The sequence below is a fragment of the Lactococcus cremoris subsp. cremoris NBRC 100676 genome, from assembly GCF_001591705.1.
Classification (GTDB): domain Bacteria; phylum Bacillota; class Bacilli; order Lactobacillales; family Streptococcaceae; genus Lactococcus; species Lactococcus cremoris.
Map to the genome: position 1 here is coordinate 18,731 of NZ_BCVK01000012.1, position 24,801 is coordinate 43,531.

Annotated in this window: 26 protein-coding genes, 2 pseudogenes and 1 riboswitch; of the genes and pseudogenes, 24 read left to right on the forward strand and 4 right to left on the reverse strand. The window is 36.8% G+C overall.

Annotation, left to right across the window (positions count from 1 at the left end; all coding sequences use genetic code 11):
• The first annotated feature begins 128 nt into the window (after nt 1-128).
• The 17 genes from LLA01S_RS03250 to LLA01S_RS03330 all read left to right on the forward strand — a co-directional run bounded on the left by LLA01S_RS03250 (nt 129) and on the right by LLA01S_RS03330 (nt 14,161).
• Nucleotides 129-350, forward strand: coding sequence for an acyl carrier protein (locus LLA01S_RS03250; protein ID WP_003132501.1), 222 nt, complete (start codon nt 129-131; stop codon nt 348-350).
• A gap of 284 nt (nt 351-634) precedes the next feature.
• Nucleotides 635-1,555 carry an ACP S-malonyltransferase gene (fabD, locus tag LLA01S_RS03255; protein WP_061777837.1) on the forward strand — a complete coding sequence of 307 codons (921 nt, stop codon included), beginning with the start codon at nt 635-637 and terminating at the stop codon, nt 1,553-1,555.
• 137 nt (nt 1,556-1,692) lie between these two features.
• On the forward strand, nt 1,693-2,424 hold the full coding sequence (fabG, locus tag LLA01S_RS03260; protein ID WP_011675906.1) for a 3-oxoacyl-[acyl-carrier-protein] reductase: 732 nt from the start codon (nt 1,693-1,695) through the stop codon (nt 2,422-2,424).
• A gap of 41 nt (nt 2,425-2,465) precedes the next feature.
• The gene (gene fabF / locus LLA01S_RS03265; RefSeq protein ID WP_061777838.1) at nt 2,466-3,701 is read left to right on the forward strand and encodes a beta-ketoacyl-ACP synthase II; all 1,236 of its coding nucleotides are present in this window, start codon (nt 2,466-2,468) and stop codon (nt 3,699-3,701) included.
• 61 nt (nt 3,702-3,762) lie between these two features.
• Complete coding sequence (gene accB / locus LLA01S_RS03270; RefSeq protein ID WP_061777839.1) at nt 3,763-4,230, forward strand: acetyl-CoA carboxylase biotin carboxyl carrier protein; 468 nt, start codon at nt 3,763-3,765, stop codon at nt 4,228-4,230.
• 120 nt (nt 4,231-4,350) lie between these two features.
• Nucleotides 4,351-4,785, forward strand: coding sequence for a 3-hydroxyacyl-ACP dehydratase FabZ (gene fabZ, locus LLA01S_RS03275; protein WP_011675909.1), 435 nt, complete (start codon nt 4,351-4,353; stop codon nt 4,783-4,785).
• Between the two features lie 208 nt (nt 4,786-4,993).
• Complete coding sequence (gene accC, locus LLA01S_RS03280) at nt 4,994-6,361, forward strand: acetyl-CoA carboxylase biotin carboxylase subunit (RefSeq protein ID WP_011675910.1); 1,368 nt, start codon at nt 4,994-4,996, stop codon at nt 6,359-6,361.
• A 74-nt stretch (nt 6,362-6,435) separates the two neighbouring features.
• Complete coding sequence (gene accD / locus LLA01S_RS03285; RefSeq protein WP_061777840.1) at nt 6,436-7,302, forward strand: acetyl-CoA carboxylase, carboxyltransferase subunit beta; 867 nt, start codon at nt 6,436-6,438, stop codon at nt 7,300-7,302.
• A complete protein-coding gene (gene accA / locus LLA01S_RS03290; RefSeq protein ID WP_050595585.1) occupies nt 7,295-8,089 on the forward strand; it encodes an acetyl-CoA carboxylase carboxyl transferase subunit alpha in 795 nt (264 codons plus the stop codon). Before accD ends, accA begins: the two co-directional genes overlap by 8 nt.
• A 176-nt stretch (nt 8,090-8,265) precedes the next feature.
• Nucleotides 8,266-9,408, forward strand: coding sequence for a cystathionine gamma-synthase (locus tag LLA01S_RS03295; protein ID WP_015082219.1), 1,143 nt, complete (start codon nt 8,266-8,268; stop codon nt 9,406-9,408).
• A 192-nt stretch (nt 9,409-9,600) separates the two neighbouring features.
• Nucleotides 9,601-10,521, forward strand: a complete 921-nt coding sequence (cysK, locus tag LLA01S_RS03300) for a cysteine synthase A (RefSeq protein WP_061777841.1) — start codon at nt 9,601-9,603, stop codon at nt 10,519-10,521.
• Nucleotides 10,522-10,751: 230 nt separating this feature from the next.
• A complete protein-coding gene (locus tag LLA01S_RS03305; protein ID WP_011675915.1) occupies nt 10,752-10,991 on the forward strand; it encodes a CsbD family protein in 240 nt (79 codons plus the stop codon).
• Between the two features lie 146 nt (nt 10,992-11,137).
• Nucleotides 11,138-11,431, forward strand: a complete 294-nt coding sequence (locus LLA01S_RS03310) for a rhodanese-like domain-containing protein (protein WP_061777842.1) — start codon at nt 11,138-11,140, stop codon at nt 11,429-11,431.
• Nucleotides 11,432-11,539: 108 nt separating this feature from the next.
• Nucleotides 11,540-11,770, forward strand: a complete 231-nt coding sequence (locus tag LLA01S_RS03315; protein ID WP_371400289.1) for a rhodanese-like domain-containing protein — start codon at nt 11,540-11,542, stop codon at nt 11,768-11,770.
• A complete protein-coding gene (locus tag LLA01S_RS03320) occupies nt 11,767-13,410 on the forward strand; it encodes an FAD-dependent oxidoreductase (RefSeq protein WP_061777843.1) in 1,644 nt (547 codons plus the stop codon). The genes LLA01S_RS03315 and LLA01S_RS03320 overlap by 4 nt, the downstream gene beginning before the upstream one ends.
• A 17-nt stretch (nt 13,411-13,427) precedes the next feature.
• Nucleotides 13,428-13,682 carry a metal-sensitive transcriptional regulator gene (locus LLA01S_RS03325; RefSeq protein ID WP_011675918.1) on the forward strand — a complete coding sequence of 85 codons (255 nt, stop codon included), beginning with the start codon at nt 13,428-13,430 and terminating at the stop codon, nt 13,680-13,682.
• A gap of 128 nt (nt 13,683-13,810) precedes the next feature.
• Entirely contained in the window at nt 13,811-14,161 is a 351-nt protein-coding gene (locus tag LLA01S_RS03330; RefSeq protein WP_011675919.1) for an arsenate reductase family protein, read from the forward strand.
• Nucleotides 14,162-14,323: 162 nt separating this feature from the next.
• Here the strand turns inward: LLA01S_RS03330 and LLA01S_RS03335 are convergent, their stop codons facing one another.
• The 3 genes and pseudogenes from LLA01S_RS03335 to LLA01S_RS03345 all read right to left on the reverse strand — a co-directional run bounded on the left by LLA01S_RS03335 (nt 14,324) and on the right by LLA01S_RS03345 (nt 16,666).
• Nucleotides 14,324-15,070, reverse strand: coding sequence for a DeoR/GlpR family DNA-binding transcription regulator (locus tag LLA01S_RS03335; RefSeq protein WP_061777844.1), 747 nt, complete (start codon nt 15,068-15,070; stop codon nt 14,324-14,326).
• 92 nt (nt 15,071-15,162) lie between these two features.
• Nucleotides 15,163-15,719, reverse strand: a pseudogene (locus tag LLA01S_RS13520) (GNAT family N-acetyltransferase).
• An 89-nt stretch (nt 15,720-15,808) separates the two neighbouring features.
• Nucleotides 15,809-16,666, reverse strand: a complete 858-nt coding sequence (locus tag LLA01S_RS03345; protein WP_011675922.1) for an exodeoxyribonuclease III — start codon at nt 16,664-16,666, stop codon at nt 15,809-15,811.
• An 801-nt stretch (nt 16,667-17,467) separates the two neighbouring features.
• Here LLA01S_RS03345 and metG point away from each other — a divergent pair.
• From metG to LLA01S_RS03370, 5 genes are all read left to right on the forward strand, one after another.
• On the forward strand, nt 17,468-19,468 hold the full coding sequence (metG, locus tag LLA01S_RS03350) for a methionine--tRNA ligase (RefSeq protein WP_061777845.1): 2,001 nt from the start codon (nt 17,468-17,470) through the stop codon (nt 19,466-19,468).
• A gap of 576 nt (nt 19,469-20,044) precedes the next feature.
• Entirely contained in the window at nt 20,045-20,284 is a 240-nt protein-coding gene (locus LLA01S_RS03355; RefSeq protein ID WP_011675925.1) for a DUF2829 domain-containing protein, read from the forward strand.
• Between the two features lie 21 nt (nt 20,285-20,305).
• Complete coding sequence (locus LLA01S_RS03360; protein ID WP_011675926.1) at nt 20,306-21,037, forward strand: 3-oxoacyl-ACP reductase; 732 nt, start codon at nt 20,306-20,308, stop codon at nt 21,035-21,037.
• Nucleotides 21,038-21,338: 301 nt separating this feature from the next.
• Nucleotides 21,339-21,445: riboswitch (PreQ1 riboswitch) on the forward strand.
• Entirely contained in the window at nt 21,443-21,952 is a 510-nt protein-coding gene (locus LLA01S_RS03365) for a QueT transporter family protein (RefSeq protein ID WP_011675928.1), read from the forward strand. Its footprint overlaps the riboswitch before it by 3 nt.
• 102 nt (nt 21,953-22,054) lie before the next feature.
• Nucleotides 22,055-22,687, forward strand: a complete 633-nt coding sequence (locus tag LLA01S_RS03370) for an NAD(P)-dependent oxidoreductase (protein WP_061777846.1) — start codon at nt 22,055-22,057, stop codon at nt 22,685-22,687.
• 115 nt (nt 22,688-22,802) lie between these two features.
• Here the strand turns inward: LLA01S_RS03370 and LLA01S_RS12125 are convergent.
• Nucleotides 22,803-22,940: pseudogene (locus tag LLA01S_RS12125) on the reverse strand (IS3 family transposase); the annotation flags it as partial.
• A 29-nt stretch (nt 22,941-22,969) separates the two neighbouring features.
• Between LLA01S_RS12125 and argB the strand changes: the two are divergent.
• Together argB and argF are read left to right on the forward strand one after the other, a co-directional pair.
• A complete protein-coding gene (gene argB, locus LLA01S_RS03375) occupies nt 22,970-23,719 on the forward strand; it encodes an acetylglutamate kinase (protein WP_081106869.1) in 750 nt (249 codons plus the stop codon).
• Nucleotides 23,720-23,757: 38 nt separating this feature from the next.
• Nucleotides 23,758-24,759, forward strand: a complete 1,002-nt coding sequence (argF, locus tag LLA01S_RS03380; RefSeq protein ID WP_061777847.1) for an ornithine carbamoyltransferase — start codon at nt 23,758-23,760, stop codon at nt 24,757-24,759.
• The last annotated feature ends 42 nt before the right edge of the window (nt 24,760-24,801 follow it).

Here is a 24,801-nt window from a genome sequence, read left to right on the forward strand (position 1 = left end):
AAGTGACGAAAAAGTTGAAGCTGACTTAACTCTTAAGTAGATTTTAAAAATCTACATTTAACTAATGGTTATAAACCGCTTTGCGGATATAATATAAATATTTTCACTCAATTAAAGGAGAAAAAATTATGGCAGTATTTGAAAAAGTACAAGATATTATCGTTGACGAACTCGGTAAAGAAAAAGAAGAAGTAACACTCGAAACTTCATTTGAAGAGCTCGACGCTGATTCACTTGACCTTTTCCAAATCATCAATGACATCGAAGACGAATTCGACGTTGAAGTTGATACAGAAGCAGATATGAAAACAGTTGCTGACCTCGTTAAATACGTAGAAAACAACAAATAATTCGGGATGGGGGTGAAGCGAGCAAGGGAGTTGATTCTTTTGCGACTTTCGCCCCTTCTTTTCGTTGGACTAGCTCTATTTTTAAAAATAGAATTCTAGTATAGGGAGCTCAGTAGTGTTATACTGGGCTTATCCTATAATTTTCATATTGAGGAATGTCATTTTTTTAAGATAAAAACATTTTACAATACTAATAATTAACTTTATAAAAGAAAATACGAGGAATTCTAATCTTCTAGTTTGAATAGCTTATTTGAATTTGAAATAGTTGATTACTATATATTATGACTAAAACAGCATTTTTATTCTCGGGTCAGGGCGCACAACAGCTAGGAATGGCTCGTGATTTATATGACCAACACGAATCGGTAAAAACGACTTTTGATGAAGCAAGCAAAGCTTTAGGATATGACTTACGTGCTTTGATTGATCATGATGAAGAAAAATTAAATGAAACAAAATATACACAACCTGCTATTTTGACAACTTCTGTTGCCATTATGCGATTGTTGAATGAAAATGGAATAAAACCCGACGTAGTTGCTGGGCTTAGTCTTGGTGAGTATTCAGCATTAGTTGCTTCAGGAATTATTGATTTTCAAGAAGCAGTTAAGCTTGTAGCTAAACGTGGTCAATACATGACAGAAGCTGCTCCGACTGGTTCAGGTAAAATGGTTGCAGTAATGAATACAGAGCCTGCTTTGATTGAAGAGATTTGTCAAAAAGCATCTGAGCGTGGCATTGTGAGTCCGGCAAATTATAACACGCCCGCACAAATTGTTATTGGTGGTGAAGTTTTAGCCGTTGATTATGCCGTTGAATTATTAAAAGAGGCAGGGGTTCGTAAACTGATTGAATTAAAAGTATCAGGACCTTTCCATACAGCTATTCTTAAGCCAGCTTCTGAAAAATTAGCTTTGGAACTTGATAAAATTAATTTTAAATCTTTTGAATTACCTTTAATTTCAAATACTAGCGCTAAAGTAATGCAAGAGGATGAGGTAAAAGCCTTGTTAACTCACCAAGTAATGGAACCTGTCCGTTTCTATGAATCTGTTGAAACAATGCAAAAACTAGGAGTGACTCGCTTTATTGAAGTTGGTCCTGGAAAAGTACTTTCTGGTTTCATAAAGAAAATTGATAAAAATGCAGAATTTACAAATGTTTGTGATATTGCTACATTTGAAGCCTTGATTAATCAGTAAAATTGGAGAAAGGAATTGAGTTCGTCCTTCTAAACAGTCAGCAATAATCTGACATCAGAGATATCAGATTATTGCTGTCCTTGAAGTCTAAGCACTAAAGTGCTAAGACCCTAAGGCGGGCTCACATCTTATAAATAATGGAAATTAAAAATAAAAACGTCTTTGTAACTGGTTCAACTCGTGGAATTGGTAAAGCAATTGCTCTTCAATTTGCTAAAGCGGGTTCTAATGTGATCATTAATGGACGTTCAGCTGTTTCAGAAGAACTTTTAGCTGAATTTAAAGCTTTTGGTGTTCAAGCGGTTGGGATATCAGGTGATATTTCAAAATCAGAAGATGCTAAACGAATGGTTAAAGAAGCAATTGAAGCTCTTGGTTCAGTGGATATTTTGGTAAACAATGCAGGAATCACGCGTGATGGCTTATCATTAAAAATGTCAGAAGAAGATTTTGAGACTGTTCTTAAAATCAACTTGACAGGTGCCTTTAATATGACACAAGCAGTTTTAAAACCAATGACTAGAGCGCGTTCTGGAGCAATCATTAATATCTCATCAGTTGTTGGTTTGATGGGAAATGCTGGACAAGCAAATTATGCGGCTTCAAAAGCTGGACTCATTGGTTTAACAAAATCAATTGCCAGAGAGGTAGCAGGACGTAACGTTCGTGTAAATGCTGTGGCTCCAGGATTTATTGAATCAGATATGACAGAAGTTCTTTCTGATAAGGTTAAAGATGCAATGAAAGGGCAAATTCCAATGAAACGTTTTGGTATGCCAGAAGAAATTGCGACCGCGGTTCAATTCTTGGCCGAACAAGAATATATGACTGGACAAGTACTCACCATTGATGGTGGGGTTGCGATGTAAATTGCTCATTTATAAATTTTGAAATTAAGAAGGATAATAATATGACAAATAGAGTTGTAATCACTGGTTATGGCGTAGTTAGTGCAATTGGGAATAGCCCAGAAGAATTTTGGAACAATCTTAAAGCTGGTAAAACTGGAATTGGTCCAATCACTCATTTTGATGCCGAAGCAACAGGAATTTCTATTGCAGCAGAAGTAAAAGAATTTCCATTTGACAAATATTTCCAGAAAAAAGATGCACGACGCATGGATACTTTCTCACTTTATGCGGTTTATGCAGCGCTTGATGCGATGGAAATGTCTGGAATTACAGAAGAAAATACTAATTTTGACCGTTTGGGTTGTATCATGGCTTCTGGGATTGGTGGACTTGAACAATCACAAAAAAATTCACAAGCGATTGTTGCTAAAGGACCTCGTAAAGGCGTAGCACCACTCTATGTTCCACTTGCTATTGCTAATATGGCAACTGGTAATGTTGCTTTACGTACAGGTGCTCGTGGTGTTTCACGTGCCGAAGTTACTGCTTGTGCGGCTGGTGCCAATGCAATTGGTTCAGCTTTCCGTGAAATCAAACATGGTTACGCTGATGCAATGATTGCTGGTGGTGCTGAAGCGGCAATTTGTGAACTTGGAATTGCTGGATTTGCTAATTTGACAGCTTTGACTAAAGAAACTGACCCTGAAAAAGCATGTATTCCATTTGATAAAAACCGTTCTGGTTTCGTAATGGGTGAAGGCTCTGGTGTTTTGATTTTGGAAAGTCTTGAACATGCACAAGCTCGCGGTGCTAATATCTTGGCTGAGATTGTTGGTTACGGAAATACAAATGATGCTTTCCATATGACAACTCCTTCAGGAGTTGGTGCTGAAAATGCCATTAAATTGGCATTGGAAGAAGCTGGGGCAAGTCCTGCTGATGTAGATTATGTCAATGCTCACGGAACTTCAACACATGCTAATGAAGAAACTGAAAGCAAAGCGATTCACAATGTTATCGGCGATAAAGCTTACGTTTCATCTACAAAAGCTTTGCATGGACATGCACTTGGTGCAACGAGTGCAATTGAAGCAGTAGCAACTGTTCAAGCCCTTTTGAATCAATATGCACCAGTAAACGCTGGAACAACTGAACTTGATGAAGGAATGACAATTAATGTTGTTCTTGGTGAAGGGAAACCTGCTGAAATTAACCTTGCCTTGTCACAAGACTTTGGTTTTGGTGGACACAATGCTGTATTGGCATTCAAGAAATGGGAAAATGCGGCCGAATAAGGCGTATTTTGACGATAGAATAAAACTTTGCCTAGCAAAGTGTCAAAAAGGATAAACAAAAATGAACATTTCAGAAATAAAAGATTTGATGAACCAATTCAATGGTTCTACTTTACGTGAATTTTCTTGGAAAAATGCTGACGGCGAATTATCGTTTTCAAAAAATGAAGGGCAAGCCCTTGTTGGTCCTCAAAGTTCCGCTCCTATTGCAGCTGCTTTTACAGCTCAACAAGCTGCGCCAGTTGCAGAAAGCACAGAAGTTCCCGTGGCAAATGAAATAGCCGTAGAAGCTGAAGGTGAAGCAGTTACTTCTCCATTGGTAGGTGTGGCTTATCTTAAACCTTCTCCAGATAAAGCTGAATTTGCTAAAGTTGGAGATACGGTTAAAAAAGGTCAAACCTTGCTTATTATTGAAGCAATGAAGGTGATGAACGAAATTCCAGCACCAAAAGATGGAATTATCACTGAGGTGATGGTTTCAGGAGAAGATGTTGTTGAATTTGGTCAAGATTTGATGAGAATCAAATAAAAATTACTGATAAGGCTCTGTCAGCTTATCTTTAATGTAAAAATTTCTGACAGTTCTAGAGGCTAGATGATTTACAGGCAAGTTCTGTCAGTAAATCATCTAAAAGAAAAGTGAGAATAAATGACTGAAGTAAATATTAATGTAACAGAAATTATGGAGGCTTTGCCTCATCGTTATCCATTTTTATTAGTGGACCGTGTGATTGATATTGCTGATGATGAGATTACAGCAATTAAAAATGTGACGATTAATGAAGAATTTTTCCAAGGACATTTTCCACAATATCCAGTAATGCCAGGTGTTTTGATCATGGAAGCTCTCGCCCAAGCGGCTGGTGTCTTGGAATTATCTAAACCTGAAAATAAAGGGAAACTTGTCTTTTATGCGGGAATGGATAACGTTAAATATAAAAAACAAGTCACTCCTGGAGACCAGTTGGTCTTACATGCTAAATTTATCAAACGTCGTGGACCAATTGCGGTTGTTGAAGCAGAGGCAACTGTTGATGGAAAATTGGCAGCGAAAGGAACTTTAACCTTTGCCTTAGGTAAATAGGTTATTCCCATTTAAAAATAATCATATTTATTATGATTAAGAAGCAAAAAATTTATTTTAACCATAAGATTTTTTACTTATGGTAAATTTCGGACTTATTTTTATTTATCAAAAAATTGTTTTGTTGGCTATGACTTTCTTTTTATCATTCCTTTCAAAACTCCCATTGAGCAAAAGCTCGGGGTATTTTCCCATATGGAGAACATCTATGTTTAATAAAATTTTGATTGCCAATCGTGGCGAAATTGCTGTAAGAATTATTCGTGCAGCTCGTGAATTAGGAGTGGGTACAGTTGCCATTTATTCAACTGCAGACCGTGACGCTTTACATGTTCATTTAGCTGATGAAGCCATTTGTGTTGGTCCAGCTAGAAGTACAGAATCATATCTTAATATGAATAATATTCTGTCAGCTGCTGTAGCAACTGGCGCACAAGCGATTCACCCAGGTTTTGGATTTCTTTCGGAAAATTCAAAGTTTGCTCGTCTTTGTGAAGAAATGAATATTAAATTTATCGGCCCCTCAGCAAAAGTCATGGATATGATGGGTGATAAAATCAATGCTCGTGCAGAAATGATTAAAGCTGGTGTTCCAGTAACACCGGGTTCTGAAGGCGAAGTTCATACCACTGATGAGGCCGTGAAAATTGCTGAAGAAATTGGCTATCCAATCATTCTTAAAGCGTCAGCTGGTGGTGGTGGTAAAGGAATTCGTAAAGTTAATACTGTCGAAGAACTTGTCCCAGCCTTTGAGGCAGCCCAAGCTGAAGCCCAAGCAGCTTTTGGAAATGGTGCCATGTTCATCGAACGTATGATTTTCCCAGCTCGTCATATTGAAGTTCAAATCTTAGGTGACAGCCATGGCAATGTGATTCATCTTGGCGAACGTGATTGTTCTCTTCAACGTAATAATCAGAAAGTTCTCGAAGAATCTCCGTCAGTAGCAATTGGACATACTTTACGTAATGAAATCACGTCGGCTGCTGTAAAAGCGGCTCAACATGTTTCGTATGAAAATGCAGGAACCATTGAATTTTTACTTGATGAATCTTCTGGTAAGTTTTATTTCATGGAAATGAATACTCGTGTTCAAGTTGAACATCCAGTAACTGAATTTGTCTCTGGTGTAGATATTGTCAAAGAGCAAATTCGTGTAGCTAATGGCAATGAGTTATCTGTTAAGCAAGAAGACGTGACTTTTAGCGGACATGCGATTGAATGTCGAATTAATGCTGAAAATCCTAAGTTTAATTTTGCACCATCGCCAGGAAAGATTACTAATCTATTCTTACCAGGTGGTGGGGTTGGCTTACGGGTTGATAGTGCCATGTACAGTGGCTACACTATTCCCCCTTACTATGACAGTATGATTGCTAAAGTCATTGTTCATGGCGAAAATCGTTTTGAAGCTTTGATGAAAATGCAACGTGCCCTCCTTGAATTCGATGTTGAAGGTGTGACAACGAATGTTGATTTCCAATTGGAGCTTATTTCTGATCCACATGTTGTTGCGGGAGATTACGATACAAGTTTCTTAGGAAATGTTTTCTTACCAGAATATCAAAAAGAAGACTGACAAGAAAATTCTGCAAAAGCAGAAAGCGAATGTCTGTCACTAAATTTAATAAAAAATGAGAAAAGGATGCAAAGATGGCTCTTTTCCAAAAGAAAAAATACATTAAAATTAATCCAAATCGTTCAATTATTGAGAAACAAGCAGAGCATCCGGAAGTTCCTGACGAACTTTTTGCTAAATGTCCTGCTTGTAAACATACGATTTATCAAAAAGACTTAGGAAAGAATAAAGTCTGTCCTAATTGTGACTATAATTTCCGAATTACGGCAAAGGAACGTCTAGCCATTGTTGCTGACAAAGATTCTTTTGTTGAAATGTTTACTGGAATTGATAGTAAAAATCCCTTAGATTTTCTAGGATATCCTGAGAAATTGGCGGCCACAAAAGCAAGAACAGGTCTTGACGAAGCAATTATGACCGGAGTGGCTACGATTAAAGGTCAAAAAACGGCTTTGGCAATCATGGACTCGACTTTTATTATGGCTTCTATGGGGACGGTTGTTGGTGAAAAACTGACACGTCTCTTTGAACATGCGACGACTGAAAAATTACCAATTATTGTTTTTACAGCATCAGGTGGGGCACGTATGCAAGAGGGAATCATGTCCTTGATGCAAATGGCTAAAACCTCAGCTGCTGTCAAACGTCATTCAAATGCTGGTCTTTTTTATATTACTGTTTTGACTGACCCAACCACGGGTGGAGTGACGGCATCTTTTGCTAGCTTAGGCGATATTATTCTTGCCGAACCACAATCTTTGATTGGTTTTGCTGGCCGTCGAGTTATTGAGCAAACGGTGCGTCAAACCTTACCTGATGATTTTCAAAAGGCTGAATTTCTTTTGAATCACGGTTTTGTCGATACAATTGTTAAGCGCAATGAATTACGTCAAAAATTGGCCCTTCTTTTAGAACTTCATACGGAGGTGGAAAATGTCTGAAACTATTGATTCAATGACAGGTGAAGTTTCGCAAAAAAATATTGCTGATATTATTAATGAAGCAAGAGCTGCTGATAGAATTTCGGCAAGAGATATTATTGCTCAGGTTTTCACTGATTTCCTTGAATTACACGGAGATCGTCAATTAACGGATGATGAAGCAATCGTCGGTGGAATTGCACGATTTAATGACCAAGCTGTGACCGTTATCGGAATTCAAAAAGGGCGCAATCTTGAGGAAAATTTGGCGACTAATTTTGGACAACCCAGTCCGAATGGTTATCGGAAAGCTTTGAGATTGATGAAACAGGCCGAAAAATTTGGCCGACCAGTCATTACTTTTGTTAATACTGCAGGTGCTTATCCGGGGATTGAAGCAGAAGAACGTGGTCAAGGTGAGGCGATTGCTAGAAATCTTTTAGAGATGTCTGACCTTAAAGTCCCACTGATTGCCTTTATAACAGGTGAAGGAGGCTCTGGTGGAGCACTTGCTCTTGCGCTTGCTAATAAGGTTTATATTTTAGAAAATGCTGTTTATTCTGTTCTTTCGCCAGAAGGTTTTGCCACTATTCTGTGGAAAGATGGTTCGCGTCGTGATGAAGCGGCTGAGCTGATGAAAATTACTGCGCCACATCTTTTAGAAATGGGAATTGTTGATGGGATTATTTCTGAAGAAAATCTGATTGATAATCTCAAAAGACAGCTGACAGAAACGCTCAGCGAGTTAACTTTACTGACAGAAACTGAATTAGCAGAACAACGCTATAATCGATTTAGAAAATATTAAGAACGAAGCCCTTTGCCTCGTTTTTTTATTTTTCAATCAGTAAAGGAGTGAACAATTTGTATGCGAATTAAGCTTGCCATAAAAAATATTAAGTCTGCCATAGCATTTTCTTATGGCGACTTTTTAACTTTCATGATATTTTTATATTATAGAAAAAATTAGAAAGTAAAGGACTAATGACAAGTTTAAAAACAAAAGTAATTCACGGTGGAATTTCAACAGATAGAACAACAGGAGCTGTTTCTGTTCCAATTTATCAAACATCAACTTATAAACAAAATGGACTTGGACAACCTAAAGAATATGAATATTCACGTTCAGGTAATCCGACACGACATGCTTTGGAAGAATTAATTGCAGATTTAGAGGGTGGGGTTCAAGGTTTTGCTTTTAGTTCAGGCTTGGCTGGAATTCACGCGGTACTATCTTTATTTTCTACGGGCGATCATATCATCTTAGCTGATGATGTTTATGGCGGAACTTTTCGATTGATGGACAAGGTGCTGACAAAGACAGGAATAATCTATGATTTAGTAGATTTGAGCAATCTTGAAGATTTAAAGGCAGCTTTTAAAGCAGAAACCAAAGCAGTCTACTTTGAAACTCCCTCAAATCCCCTGCTAAAAGTCTTGGATATCAAAGAAATTTCAAGCATTGCTAAAGCTCATAATGCTCTAACATTAGTTGATAATACCTTTGCGACGCCTTATTTACAACAACCAATCGCTCTAGGAGCGGATATTGTCTTGCATTCTGCAACGAAATATTTAGGAGGACACTCAGATGTAGTGGCTGGTTTGGTAACGACAAATTCAAATGAACTCGCTAGTGAAATTGGATTTTTACAAAATTCTATTGGAGCGGTTCTTGGTCCACAAGATAGCTGGTTAGTCCAAAGAGGAATCAAAACACTTGCACTCCGGATGGAGGCCCATTCAGCAAATGCTCAAAAAATTGCTGAGTTTTTAGAAGCATCACAAGCTGTTTCAAAAGTCTATTATCCAGGTCTCGTCAATCATGAAGGACATGAGATTGCTAAAAAACAAATGACTGCTTTTGGTGGAATGATTTCATTTGAATTGACTGACGAAAATGCGGTTAAAAATTTTGTTGAAAACTTGCGCTATTTTACACTAGCCGAATCACTCGGCGGAGTCGAATCTTTGATTGAAGTGCCAGCAGTAATGACTCATGCCTCAATTCCTAAAGAACTTCGGGAAGAAATTGGGATAAAAGATGGATTGATTCGCTTATCAGTCGGTGTTGAAGCTCTTGAAGATTTACTGACGGACCTTAAAGAAGCACTCGAAAAAGAATAATATATTGACAGAGTTGTAAGCAAAGCTTACAACTCATTTCTCCCCCGCTTCAACAGCTCCCGTTGGTCCTGTTGAGCTGTCAGAAAAATTAGATAGTAAAAATTGAGAATGATTTACTGACAGAATGGTAAACTTCAAAGTCTGTCATTCTTAAGCAGAACTGACAAGACTGTCAGTAATTTAGGAATTAATATGACAAAAATTGTTGAAAATATCACTGAATTAGTTGGCAATAGTCCAATAATAAAATTAAAAAATAGCCCAGAAAACAGTGCTGAAATTTATCTCAAACTGGAATATTTCAATCCTGGAGGCTCAGTTAAAGACCGGATTGCCCTACAAATGATTCGACAAGCAGAACAAGAGGGACTCTTGAAAAAAGGGGGAACGATTGTAGAGCCTACTTCTGGAAATACAGGGATTGGACTTGCCATGGTTGGAGCAGCCTTGGGTTATAATGTCGTAATTATCATGCCTGATAGTTACTCAAAAGAACGTCGTCAGCTCATTCAAGCTTATGGGGCAAAATTAATATTAACTCCAGCAGCTGACGGAATTAAGGCTGCTATTGATTTAGGTGAACAGCTGGTCAAAGAAAATGGCTGGTACATGCCAATGCAATTTGAAAATCCAGCCAATTTGAAAGCCCATGAATTGAGCACAGGCCCTGAAATTATTGAAGCCTTTGGTAAAGAAGGACTGGATGCTTTTGTGGCTTGCGCAGGAACTGGTGGGACAATTTCTGGAGTTTCTCATTATCTAAAAAGCCAAAATTCCAAGATAAAAACTTTTGTCGTTGAACCAGCGGAATCTCCGATTTTAACAGGAGGAGAGAGTGGGCCTCATCGAATTCAAGGAATCGGCATTCCTTTTATGTCGCCCAATTTGGATACAAAGTCTTATGACGGCGTGGTGGATGTGACAAGTGATGATGCTTTAGATACCGCACGAAAGATCGGTAAAACAGAAGGCTTTCTAGTCGGAATTTCTTCAGGGGCGGCCATTTGGGCAGCTTATGATTTGGCTAAAAAACTCGGAAAAGGGAAAAAAATACTAGCACTTTGTGCTGATAATGGGGAGCGATATCTTTCAACAGAACTTTATGATTATTAAAACTTGGCATGTTCCAAGTTTTTTTTATCGTTATGAGCAGTTTTCTGTACTTTTTTTGCTACGGATGTTAGAATGAGAATAGATTAAGAAGAGAATAAAGGAGGGAAATCGTACATTCTATTTTATCAATCAATGATTGATAAATTTAACTGATTTAGTTTTTCTAAAAATTATTATGAAACTTTCATGATAATTTGAGATGAAATCGCAAATTACGAGGAGGATTTAAAATGGCTTTAAATGACAAACTTGATGCAACAAAAGATAAAGTAAGTGGAAAAGTTAAAGAAACCACAGGTAAAGTAACTGGTGATGAAAAACTAGAAGCTAAAGGTAAAACAGAAGGACTTATGGGAAAAGCTAAAGAAGGCTTGGAAAATATCAAAGATAAGGCTTCTGACCTTGCTGAAGATGTTGCAGAAAAATTTAATGATACGGTTGACTCTGTCAAACATAAAAAAGATAACTAATTAATTTCCTATTTTTTATCAACAAAAACCTAAGTGATTAAAAACTTAGGTTTTTTTATTTTATAAATTAGGAAGTGATAAAACTTGACTTATATACCCATGGGGGTATATAATGGTTTTAAATTAACTAAAGAAGAGGCAATGAAGTGCAAACAATTGATGCTGGTCAGTTAAAATTACTGATAGAAAATAAAAAAGCAATAATCATTGATGCTCGAGAAGATTTTGAATATCGAAATGGGCATGTTCCAGGTGCTAAAAATCTTCCATTAAGTCAGCTAGAAGAAAAATATCAAGAAATTACTGACGGAAACTATATTATCTGTCAGTCAGGCGCTCGTTCTGCTAGGGCTTGTCAATATCTTTTGGCAAAAGGAATTGAAACAATCAATATTTCTGGAGGAACTTCAGCTTGGGATGGACAGCTAGATTTTGATTAAAAGCAAGAAGTGACAAAGTTGAGGAGAAAATGTGTTCAAGTTATTTAATAAAATAAAAACAATAAGTATCTCTGATTAACAGAGGAAATAAAAAAAGGAAAACAATTAATTGATGTTCGGGAAGTAGAGGAATTTAAAAGAGGACATATTAGTGGCGCCAGAAATCTTCCGTTGAGTCAACTGACCGCTCAATCATTAAATAAGAACAAAAAATACTTACTCATTTGTCAGTCAGGAATGAGGTCAAAAAAAGCTTACAAAATATTGAGCAAAGCTGATTATGATGTGACCAATGTATCTGGTGGAATGTTAGCTTGGAGAGGAAAAATCAAAAAATGACAGAGAAAATATTAATTGTTGGTGGTGTTGCTGGAGGAATGTCTGCGGCCACCCGCTTGCGTCGTCTTCAGGAAAAGGCAGAAATTATTGTTTTTGAAAAAGGACCTTATGTTTCATTTGCAAATTGTGGTTTGCCTTATTATGTGGGCGGAGAAATTGAAGAACGAGAAAATTTAATTGTCCAATCGTCTAAAGCATTGCAAAAACGTTTTAACTTAGATGTGCGTGAAAATTCTGAGGTCACTGCAATTGACAGTAAAGAAAAGAAAATTACAGTCCTTTCAAATGGGAAAAGTTATTTTGAAAGCTATGATAAACTCATTCTTTCACCAGGTGCCAAACCATTTGTTCCACAAATTAAAGGATTAGATCTGGCAAACAATGTCTTTACTTTACGAAATATTCCTGATGTGGATAAAATAATGGCTCAGCTGAAAGAGAAAGCGCCTAAAAAGGCGACGATCATTGGTGCTGGTTTCATTGGAATAGAAATGGCCGAAAATCTTGCAAAACGTGGAATAGCGGTCACAATCGTTGAAAAAGCGCCACATGTTTTGCCAACGATTGATCGTGAAATGGCTGCTTATGTCAATGAAGAATTAATCAAAAATAATGTCTCAGTAATGACAAATACAGGAGCTGTGGAATTTAAGGACAAGCAAATTTTACTTGATAATGGTGAAAGTCTTTTATCAGATCTAACAATTCTCTCAGTCGGTGTTCAACCCGAAACGAGTTTAGCTAAAATGGCTGATATTAAATTAGGACTTAGGAATGCTATTCTAGTTGATGAACATTACGAAACATCGGTTAAAGACATTTATGCGGTAGGTGATGCTATTGTTGTCAAAGATCAATTAGGACATGATGCTTTAATTTCACTGGCCTCTCCAGCCAATCGTCAAGGACGTCAGGTCGCTGATATCATTAGTGGCTTGCCAGTTGAAAATCGTGGTTCGCTCGGGACGGCGATTGTTCGTGTATTTGATTTACAAGTGGCAAGTACAGGGCTTTCAGAGTCGCAACTTCAGTCCTTAAATCTGAAGCATAAAATTGTTCATGTGACGGCAAACAATCATGCTGGATATTATCCAGGAGCGACATCTATTGTTCTGAAACTAATTTTTGAGCCAGAGAGTGGGGAAATTTTTGGAGCACAGGCGCTTGGTAAAGAAGGAGTTGATAAAAGAATTGATATTTTATCGACAGCAATTAAAGCTAAACTCACTGTGTTTGACTTACCAGAATTAGAATTTACTTATGCTCCACCTTTTGGATCGGCTAAAGACCCTGTGAATATGGCTGGTTATGCTGCAATGAATATTATATTGGGACAGTCAGAAAATATTCAGTGGCATGAACTTGCAGATGAATTGGCAAAAGGAAAAGTTTTGCTTGATGTAAGAAATCCTGCTGAACTAATTAAAGGTAAATTTAAAAATTCTCAAAATATTCCACTTGATGAGCTCCGTGAACGTCTTAATGAACTGGATAAGAAGATTCAATATATCGTCAGTTGTCAGTCAGGACTTCGTTCTTACAATGCTGAACGGATCTTAAAACAAGAAGGTTATCAAGTTAAAAATTTAGATGGAGCCTTTGGTTTATATAGTAAAGTCACGAATGATTTAATTGAATAAACAAAGGGAAGATGCTGATGAAAAAATATGATAAAAAAATGGAAAATCGATTGAAAAGGGCTAATGGTCAGCTGTCAGGTGTTTTAAACATGATGGATTCAGGTGAGGAGTGTATTGATGTCGTCAGGCAACTGACTGCAGTTCGTTCTAGTTTAGATAGTCTGATTGGTCTAATCGTGGCAGAAAATCTTAAAGAGCTTTTACTGGATAATGAAGTGACTGACAAGGAAGAAAAACTTGAACAAGCCATCAAATTGATTGTGAAAAAATAACGATGGCTGAAACTTAGTCAGCAATAAAAAACCATATTATTTTAATAATACGGTTTTTTTATCAAGAAATTTTTATAAAAATTGACTTTTTATTATGCTATAATAAGACTGGATTTAAGGAGGGGAAAATGTACGATTTTTATTGGTATCCAAAATGTTCTACTTGTAGAAAAGCAAAAGCAAAATTAGATGAACTTGGTATAGACTATCAAGCGATTGATTTGAAGGAAACACCACCTAGTCAGCAAAAATTTGAAAAGTGGTTTAAAGAAGCTGACTTTCCCATTAAAAAATTTTTCAATACAAGTGGCTTAGTTTATCGTGACTTGAATCTTAAAGATAAGCTAGCAACATTATCGGAAAAAGAAATGGCAGAACTTCTTTCATCAAATGGAATGCTTATCAAACGCCCATTACTCGTAAAAAATGATCAAGTTCAGCAGATTGGATTTAAAGAATCATCTTATAAAAAAATATAAAAAAATGAGTTGGTTAGACTCATTTTTTCATGTAATAATATTTAAATCTTAGGAGATTCTAAAAAAGCTAAACTTTCAAACGAAAGCGAAAATCTTTCTTATGAAGAAAATATATCATATTTTAGAAAATCTGTCAATAAAAAAACGGACATTGTCCATTTTTTATTGAATAGTTGTGACTTTGATATTTTGATTTTCAAGAATTGCTTCGGTTTCTTTACTGATCGCTTTATCAGTAAAGACTTGCGAAATTTCAGGGAATGAAAAACAAGTGACGGTGCCGTTTTGCTTAAATTTAGAAGCATCAGTTAAAATAATGACTTCCTTAGCGGCAGCTGCCATGACATGAATGGCTTCACTACGGGCAAGGTCATTACTTCTAAAACCACGTATGGGGTCAAAACCATCAATGCCGATAAATAATTTGTCAACATAAAATTCATCAACTACCTTTTTTATCAGTGGGCCTACATTGACTTGGGAGTTGTTTTGATATTCTCCACCAAGTAAGATGACTTTAACGGAATCGGATTTCCGGATATAATTGGCAATAAAAACAGAGTTAGTAATGATGGTAACATTTTTCCGATTAAAGGCTAACTCTTCAGCGAGTAGAGCACAAGTAGAGCCAGATTCAATCATCACTGTATCCCCATCAAGAATATTTTCAGCAGCTTTAATGGCAATTTTACGCTTTAAGTTATAGTTTTTTGCTAAACGGAAGTTGATATCATCTGTATTATTAATCAAAGCAAAACCGTGTTGGCGATTAATAATTCCTTTTTCTTCAAGTTTATCAAGATCTTTTCGGATTGTTACGTTTGAAACTTCGAGTAATTGTGAAAGTTGAGTGACTTCGATTTTTTTATAATCACTCACAATCCGGATAATTTCATCAGAACGGGACATTTAGTAGCCTTTCGTCGTCTTTTTTATATTTTAAGACTACCACAAAAATTTAAAAAAATAAATTTTTTATTAGTATTTCTTTCATTCGTAAGTTAATGAAGTAAAATATATTCGTTTTTGGTAATTGCCCAATAGTCTGTAAGAATAGGCTGCTTAAACTTAGGAAAATAGGAATAAACTTTTCCTAAATGCTTCATTCCTAATTTTTCCATGACACGGCCAGATTTTGAATTTTCTGTTAGGTGTTCGGCCTGAATGACCTCAATCCCCAACTCATTGAAACAGAGCTCGAAAGGACATCTGGCTGCTTCTGGCATATATCCCTTGCCCCAGCTATTTTGATTTAAAATCCAACCAAATTCAACAATTTTTTCTTTGATAATATTAAGAAAAATTTCCCCAATGAGTTGTCCTGAAGTTTTTCAACAATTCCCCAATGATTGAGACCATCAGGCAGAAAAAAATTGGCAATTGTGGATTTGGTTGTCTCTACCGAGTCATGCGGTTCAAAGCTAGTATAACGAACAACTTCTGGATTAGAAGCATAGTTAAACATTTCTGTGGCATCCTCAAGTTGTAATTTTCTAAGAATCAAGCGCTCAGTTTCTAAGGTCTGATGCTCTGCTAATATTAAATTTATATCAACCATAATAATTTTTCTCCTTGACTATTTTCACTCAATTATAGCCTCTATTTGTTTTATTGACAATAAAAAAGAACCTTTAAGGTTCTTTTATTTTAGAGTTCAAATTCTAAGAGAATTGGGACGTGATCTAGACGTTCGCCAGAATCAAGGGGTTCAGAAACTTTAATTGCATCTGCAAGACGATTGGAAACTAACCAGTAATCAATTCTCCAACCTGAATTATTTAGTTTTGAGGTTTTTGCACGTTGGGCAAACCAAGTATAAATACTGCGTCCTTCTTCATAAAACTTCTCAACAGGACCATGAAGTTTACGGAATGTATCAGTAAATCCAGCCTCTAAAAGTTGACCAAATTTTTCACGTTCTTGGTCGGTAAATCCAGCTGAGTTGTGATTGCCACGGGGATTGGCTAAGTCGATTTCTGTATAGGCTGCATTGAAATCTCCACAAACAAAGACAGGTTTTTGAGCATCAAGGCTTGTGAGATAGTTACGGTAGTTATCATCCCAAATTCCACGTAAATCAAGTCGCGTCAGACCTTCTTGAGCATTTGGTGTATAAACCGTAGTGACAAAGAAGTCAGGAAATTCAAGGGTGATGATTCGACCTTCGGCATCCATAGGTTCAGGAGCATCAATTTCAGGAAAAGTGATGACTGGTTCTGGTAGAGTTTCTTTATAAAGAATCATTGTTCCAGAATATCCTTTACGAGCAGGTTCTACTGATGAACGCCAGACGATTTTATAACCTTTAAACAGATCTTCCAAAACTTCTAGATGAGCTTTTTTAGGTCCAGTAGAAGGAAGTTTGGTTTCTTGAATTGCTAAAACGTCTGGTTGTGCTTGGGCAAGATTTTTAACAACAGCAAGAGAAAGTGCAGCACGTTCTGAGGTTCCAGTCAATGCAGCATTGAGTGAGTCAATATTCCATGAGATAAATTTATAGTTCATAATCGTTCCTTTATTTTTTAAAAGAATTTCCAAAGAGCTGTGACTTAAAGGAATTCTTAACTTTTCTATGATAATTATAACATAGCCGGTAACATGAAACACGTTTTATGTTACCGGCTTTTCGTCTAATTACGACCTGATAAAAATACAAGCCTATCTGTAAGCGCTGAAGCGCCAACAGCTACGCTTTGGCGAAGTGAATCTTCGCAACTACATTGCTACGCTGTCGATGCTCGCTAAACCAGCAAGCTGGTAAGTCGCAATCGCAACCGATACTTTTTCACTTAGGATAGTCGTTATCAGCTTGCCTTTTTGTCATTCGCTTGCGATTCGCGTTGGTGCTTTGGCACCTTACAGCGAATGGACATTCGAGCGTAGCGAAGATTAGCGAATAGACAAAACGGACAGCGTAGCGCCTAAGCGCGTAGATGCTGACTTACGAATATGCTAGTAGTTTCATCAGAGAAAGTAGTAAGACTCTAGTCAATCCCCATAGGGATTGACGTCCGCCCATTCCCGCTTGCGACTCGACTTGTCGCTTTGCCTTTTCATCACCTGCTTTAGCAGGTAGAGAAAACGGACAGTGTAGATAGCGACTTAGCGAGAACCACTGCGACTTGTGACTTTAGTTACTTAGTGAGCACGGATACCTGTGGTGTGGACAGCGTAGCTAGCGGGTTATGGGCTGTGAGTATTATAACAAACTTAATCAGACAATGCGATTTTAGAGGTTTTTTGGTATAATATTTAGATGAGAATGTTCTCAAATATCGAGCCTCATTTGCTCGGAAAGAGGAAAATATGACAGAAAACAAAACTTTTTACATTACAACCCCAATTTATTATCCATCAGGTAAGTTGCACCTTGGTAGTTCTTACACAACTATTGCTTGTGACGTGCTTGCCCGTTACAAACGTTTGATGGGCTTTGATACTTTTTATTTAACAGGGCTTGATGAACACGGAATGAAAATTCAACGTAAAGCCGAAGAATTGGGAATGACTCCTAAAGAATACTTGGACCCAATGGCGGCTGATGTTCAAGAATTATGGAAAAAATTGGATATTTCTTATGATAAATTTATCCGTACAACAGACACTTATCATGAGGAAGCCGTTCAAAAAATCTTTGAAAAATTACTTGAACAAGATGATATTTACTTGGGCAAATATGCGGGTTGGTATTCTGTTTCTGATGAAGAATTTTTCACTGAAACACAATTGGAAGAAGTTTTTAAAGATGAAGCGGGCAATGTGACTGGTGGGATTGCACCGTCTGGTCATGAAGTGGAATGGGTTGAAGAAGAATCTTATTTCTTCCGTATGGGCAAATATGCAGATTGGCTTCTTGATTTTTATGAAGCTAACCCAACATTTATTGAGCCGGCAATTCGTAAAAATGAAATGATTAATAATTTCATCAAACCAGGATTGGAAGATTTGGCAGTTTCTCGGACAACTTTCACTTGGGGAATTCCGGTAAAATCAAATCCAAAACATGTGGTTTATGTTTGGTTGGATGCGCTCTTTAACTATGTAACAGCACTAGGATTTTATGGTGATGACGACTCACTTTATAAAAAATTCTGGCCTGGGGTAAATATGGTCGGAAAAGAAATTGTTCGTTTCCACACGATTTATTGGCCAATTTTCTGTAAAGCATTAGGAATTGAACCACCAAAACAAGTTTTCGCTCATGGATGGCTCTTGATGAAAGACGGAAAAATGTCTAAATCAAAAGGAAATGTTGTTTATCCTGAAATGTTGATTGAACGTTATGGCCTTGATGCGGTTCGTTATTATTTGATGCGTGCGATTTCTTTTGGACAAGATGGAATTTTCACTCCAGAAGATTTTGTTGGACGTATTAATTTTGATTTGGCTAATGATTTGGGGAATTTGTTGAATCGTACTGTTTCAATGATTAACAAATATAATGACGGAAAAATCGAAGCAACTGGAGTTTCGACTGAATTTGATGCAAGTTTGGAAGAAGTGGTTGAAGAAACAATCAGTCATTTCCATAAAGTAATGGATAAATTTGAATTCAACGTGGCTTTGGCTGATGTTTGGACATTGATTTCAAGAACAAATAAATATATTGATGAAACAGCGCCTTGGGTCCTTGCGAAATCAGAAGACGACAAAGCAAAATTGAATAATGTTTTGTATCATTTGGCAGAAAATTTACGGATTGCAGGTAGCCTTTTACAACCATTTATGCGTGCAACTTCAGGTAAAATCTTCGAGCAATTGGGAATGGATGAAGAATCATTTTCACTTGAAAATCTAGCTTTTGGTTATTCATTTACTCATCCTGTAGTGGCAAAAGGTCAACCTATTTTCCCACGTCTTGATGTGGAAGAAGAGGTTGCTTATATTAAATTACAAATGTCTGGTGGCTCAGCGGACTCCGCTGAGGTGGCAGATGAATGGGTGCCTGAAGAAGTTGAATTGAATTTAACTTTACCACAAATTAAATTTGATGATTTTGAAAAAATTGAACTAAAAGTTGCCGAAGTGCTTGAAGTGGAACGTGTTGAAGGTTCTGATAAATTATTGAAATTTAAGCTTGATGCCGGTGATTCTGAACCACGTCAAATCTTGTCAGGAATTGCACAATTCTATCCAAATGAACAAGAATTAGTAGGTAAAAAATTACAAATTGTAGCCAACTTGAAACCACGTAAAATGATGAAAAAATACGTTTCACAAGGAATGATTTTATCGGCTGAATTTGGGGATCAATTGCGTGTCTTGACCGTTGACGCTGATGTTCCTGCTGGTTCATTGATTGGATAATAAATATAATTGCTGACAGTTCTGTCAGTATTATATAATCTTTGCTACAAGAAATTGTTGGAGTGAAGCCTACAGAAAAAAGTCGTGAAAATTTGTTATTTTTCACGGCTTTTTATGTATAGTAGATTAGGAGGGAAATCTCTTAGTGTTCACTTGGTTTCATGTATCCTGACAAATTCTAGATGCAGGAGGTGCCTATGAAGTCAAGGTGTTTCTTGGTTATGGAGAGGATTTTATGCTGATGGTACTTGGGATGATTGTCGAAGTTTTGAACTTCGCAATTAACCTAGTCAGACTTTGGCTTGAAATAAAAAAACTAATCGCAATTAGCGATTAGTCCCACCATAACCAAGTTTTAACACGAGGTCTGTTAGCGCAGACCTTTTTTTTGCGTGTCCCACTTTGTTGAAATTACTATAACAAAAAATTTTAAGGGAGACAAATAGACTATAATTTTTGTGGGCTCTTTATTAGTTCTATCTATCGGATAATTAAAACTGGTTTTCATTTATTTAAAATCTCTCGAACTTTGCTATAATGAATTTAGTTTATTTTTAAACAATATGGAGGAAAAAAATGACTTTTGAAGAAGCATTAGCTTTACTTAAAGCTGGAAAAAAAGTAGTTAGAACTAAAGGCTGGTCTGGTGCCGAAAATTATGTCAAACTTTATGATTCGATTGTTTTAGAATCTGGTGAAAAGTTAGAAGTGACCCCTTATTTCTTGATTAATGTCTCAGGAGAGGGTGAAGGTTTTTCAATGTGGGCACCAACGCCTTGCGACGTTTTGGCTGATGATTGGGCCTTGGTTGAATAGATAGAATAGATAGGCTACAAAATGAAATTTTCTGGGAAAAAAGTGCTAATTACAGGTGCTGCCAGTGGTATTGGCTTGGCTCAAACAAAAGCATTTTTGGCCGAAGGCGCACAAGTTGTTGCTGTTGACTTACAAGAATTTACTGACGAATCTGTCAGTAAATCAAATAATCTGTCAGTAAAAATGGTTGATGTTTCCAATGCTCAAGCAGTTGAAAAATTGTCTAACGAAGTGGGAACGATTGATATTTTACTCAATACAGCGGGCATTTTGGATGCTTATAAAACCTTGGAAGAAACCGATTTTGCAGAATGGCAACGTATTTTGTCAACGAATCTCAATTCGATGTATTTGATGATTTCGGCTTTCTTACTTAAAATGAAAAGGCAAAAATCAGGAGTCATTATCAATATGGCTTCGGTTGCCGGATTAGTGGCAGGTGGAGGCGGTGTCGCTTATACGGCCAGTAAGCATGCTATTGTTGGACTGACAAAACAATTGGCTTTAGATGAGGCGCAACATGGGATTCAAATAGCAGCCATCGCTCCGGGGGCAATCAATACTCCGATGAATGCGGCTGATTTTACTGAAAATAACGGTCAGATGGCTCAGTGGGTAGCAGATGAGACACCAGCTAAAAGATGGGCCAGCCCTGATGAAGTGGCTAATCTGACTCTCTTTTTAGCCAGTCCACAGGCTTCTTATATGTCGGGAGCAATTGTTCCAATTGATGGAGGTTGGACAATTAAATAAAAGATATTGAAAGACTTATCAGCATGTTGGTAAGTCTTTTATTTATTGTAGGAAAGTCTGTATTAATTACAAAAGTACTGACAGACTCATTGATTTTACTGACGAGTTGCTCAATTGGTTGTTTTCTGTGAAAAAAAATCTGTCAGTAATTTTTGAGCTTCTTTTTGGCACATCTACTTGATGGTCTGTCTTGAGAGAGTTTTTATTGATTACAAAAAATTAGCAGCTGTCAGCGAAACTAACCTCTCTCTATTTATTGATGAAAGAAAATCTTTGTCACTCCTTTTCATTTGTTCAAAAATCTGTTAAAATAAAAACGTTGCTCAATTGCGAGTCAACCCTTGAGCCTTCTTCCCTTTGCTCAAGCATATTAAACGCGACATTTTGTCGCCAAAGGAGAGTATTTTGAAAAAGTCTAGAACTTATGATATTGTTACGATTGCGATTGTTGCCGCTCTTTATGTTATTCTAACGATGACGCCGGGTCTGAGCGCGATTTCTTATGGGCCAGTCCAATTTCGGGTGTCGGAAATGTTAAATTTCACAGCATTCTTCAATAAAAAATATATTATTGCAGTTACGATTGGCTGTATGATTTCAAACTTTTTGTCTTTCACTTGGGTCGATGTGATTGTTGGTGGTTTATCAACTTTAATTTTCTTAAGTCTTGGTCTTTTCTTATTTGAACGCTTTAAAGGACAGTATTTTTGGAATGGTCAGTTAAATAAAGCCTTTCTGTTTTTTGCAATTTTCTTTTCAATTAGTATGTTTACCATTGCTCTGGAGCTAAAATTTGTCGCTGGAGCCCCATTTTTTGTGACATGGTTGACACTTGGTCTGGGTGAATTTGCCAGTCTATTGGTTGGGGCGTTTGTGATGGATAAACTTGGGAAAAGAGTGGATTTAAGCCGATAAATATAGTAAAGCAGCACTTGCTGCTTTTTTTGAACCATTTTTAGAAGCCAAAATTACTTAATTTGTTATAATAAAAATAAATAAAGGATTGGAGAGTTTGTAATGAAAAAAATAGCTGTGATTGCTGCTACTGGTAAAGCTGGAAGTTTAATTGCCCAAAAAGCTCTTAGTCATGGTCATGAAGTGACTGCCATTGTCAGAAATAAAGAGCGATTAAAAAATCAAGTGACTGCTGTTCTTGAAAAAGATATCTTTGCATTGACTGCAGAAGATTTATCTGGATTTGATGCCATCGTTTTGGCTCATCGTGCACCAGCAGGTCAAGAAGAAGATTACTCAAAAGTAGCAGAGAAAATGATAAAAATTCTTGACGGTTCAGAAAGTCGTTTAATCATCGTGGGAGGAGCAAGTTCACTTTATCTTGATGAGAACCGCTATCAACGCCTACTAGATGTGACACAAACGGATTTGCCTTATTATCCAACACTTTTGGAGATGGCTAAAGCAAGCTTGATTTATGAAAGTTCAAAACTCAATTTCACATTCTTTTCCCCAGCAGAATTTTTTGACCCAGAAGGTTTAGAAACAAATGATTATACAATCACCGGAGATGTTTTGGGATACAATAAAGCCGGAAAAAGCCGAATTTCATATGCTGACTATGCCGAAGCGGTCGTAAAAATGATTGAAGACGGAAAATATCAACATGAACATATTGGAATTTACGAAAATTAAAATGTATTAAAATACATAAATAATGATGGATTTAATCTAAAAAAGTAGAATAGCAATGATGTGAACCCCAAAAGCTAGACTTTTTAGACAAGAATAATTTCTTGTCTTTTTTTTGTTATTTTGAATAAGTTAAACGATATTGGATTGGACTCATCCAGTTCAATTTTTTCTTAATTCGTTTCGTGTTGTAATAGTGAATCCATTTAGTAATCGCTTGTTCAAGTTCTTCAAATGAATTGAAAACATGACCAAACTGTCGTCATCAAATACGGCGGCAATGCCATGATTGATGAAAAAGTGAAAGAAAGTATTCTAAAAGATATTTTATTACTTAAAACAGTTGGAATTAAAGTTGTTTTGGTTCATGGCGGAGGACCTGCGATTGGAGAATTACTTGAAAAATATGAACAAAAAAGTCAATTTGTTCAAGGCTTGCGCGTGACCAATAAAAAAACAGCTCAATTAGCACTAACAGCTTTAGCTGGGAAAGTAAATACAAGTTTGGTTCAAGATATCATTCGCTTGGGAGGTAATGCGATTGGTGTTTCAGGAATTGATGGTAAATTAATAGAAGCCAAACCTATTTCTGAAGATTTAGGCTATGTTGGAGAAATTACGGCGATTCATCCGGAAATCATTGAGCGCATCAATCAAACAGATGCTGTTCCAGTCATTGCGTCAGCCGCTATTGGTCTTGATGGCGAAATTTATAATGTCAACGCTGATACCGCCGCCAGTCGAATTGCTGGATCGCTTTGTGCCGAGCAATTTATTTTATTAAGTGATGTACGCGGTTTATATGGTAATTTTCCTGACGAGGGTTCATTTATTGATGAAATTAATCTGACCAATCTGGAAAAGTTAGTTAAAGAGAAAAAAATTACTGACGGCATGATTCCAAAGATAGAAGCCATTAAATACGCCATGCAAGAAGGTTTGGGACAGGCCGTATTACTCGACGGACGAGTGCCACATGCTTTATTGCTAGAATTATTTACTGACAGAGGTCAAGGGACTTTGATTAATCACTGACAGATTTACTGACGATGTAAGCAAACAAAGGAGAGAGAATGTTTCAAGGAAGAAGTTTTTTAAAAGAAATAGATTTTAGTAAAGATGAGTTGTTATATCTGATTGACTTTGCCATTCATCTAAAAAAATTAAAAAAAGAACATATTCAACATAAATATTTATTGGATAAAAATATTGCTCTTATTTTTGAGAAAACCTCAACAAGAACAAGAGCCGCATTCACGACAGCCGCCATTGATTTAGGGGCGCACCCTGAATTTTTAGGACCAAATGATATTCAGCTTGGGAAAAAAGAATCCATTTCGGATACGGCAAAGGTTTTGGGAACCATGTTTGACGGCATTGAATTTCGCGGCTTTAAACAAAGTGATGTAGAAATCTTGGCGAAAGACTCGCAAGTGCCAGTCTGGAATGGTCTGACTGATGATTGGCACCCCACGCAAATGTTAGCTGATTTTATGACAATTAAAGAGCATTTTGGTTATTTAAAAGGTTTGACTCTTGCTTATGTTGGCGATGGTCGCAAAAATGTGGCCCATTCGTTGCTGGTGACAGGGGCAATTTTTGGGGTCAATGTAACAATTATCTCGCCGGAAAGTTTGCAACCAGCTCATGAAATTCAAAAACTTGCTCGTAATTATGCGCTAAGAACACACAGCAAAATCAGCATTCGTTCGGATTTAAATGGTCTTGAAAATGCCGATATCGTTTATACAGATGTCTGGGTCAGCATGGGCGAAGAAAGCCAAACAGCCGAGCGAATCAAGTTACTAAAATCCTACCAAATCAATCAAAAAGTGGTGGATAAAATTATAAATAAAAACTTTATTTTCATGCATTGTTTGCCAAGTTTTCATGATTTGAATACGGAAGTCATGAAAGAAATCAAAGAAAATTATAATCTTAATGAATTAGAAGTCACCGATGAAGTTTTTAATTCCAAAAATTCAGTCGTTTTTGAGCAAGCCGAAAATCGGATGCACACGATAAAATCAGTGATGGCAGCTACTTTAGGGGATTTATTTATTCCTAAAGTGTAAATTTTGTCAATAAGGATAAAATGATGGAAAATACTTTGATTG